This is a genomic window from Massilia aurea, from assembly GCF_024753205.1.
In the GTDB taxonomy this organism is placed as follows: domain Bacteria; phylum Pseudomonadota; class Gammaproteobacteria; order Burkholderiales; family Burkholderiaceae_D; genus Telluria; species Telluria aurea.
In genome coordinates this window covers 1-448 of the sequence record NZ_JANUGZ010000043.1, presented here as the reverse complement: position 1 = coordinate 448, position 448 = coordinate 1, and the positions used below count along the sequence as shown (strand labels likewise).

The window sequence follows — 448 nt, the reverse complement described above, 5'->3', positions numbered from 1 at the left end:
CGACGAATCGCTCGGCGGTCAGTTCCGGCCGGTTCAGGTAGCCGCGTGCGACGCCGGCACCTGCCACATACAGTTCGGCCGTGACGCCGATCGGTACTGGCTGACGTGACTGGTCGAGGATATAAAGGCGCAGATGGGGAAGCGGTTTGCCGATTATGCTGCTATGCGGTCCGAGGATGTCATTGCTAGACAGTTCCTGGAACGTGGCGTGTACGGTGATCTCGGTAATGCCATACATGTTGAGCAGGCGGGTACGCTGTAGATCATGGCGTGCGATCCAAGGGGCCAGCATGTGCAGTTCCAGTGCTTCCCCGCCGAAAATGACGCAGCGCAGGCAGTGCGACAGGTCGCTTTGCGCATCGGCCGCAATCAAGTGACGGAATGCGGTCGGGGTCTGGTTGAGTACGGTGACGCGTTCGCGGCACAGCAGGGCGTGGAAGTTCCGCGG

General features: G+C 61.2%; 1 protein-coding gene. It reads right to left on the bottom strand.

All coding sequences use genetic code 11. The annotated features are described in order from the left end of the window. Positions 1 to 448, bottom strand: a 448-nt coding sequence (locus tag NX775_RS23960; protein WP_258838260.1) for an AMP-binding protein, incomplete at both ends; no start/stop codon positions are given.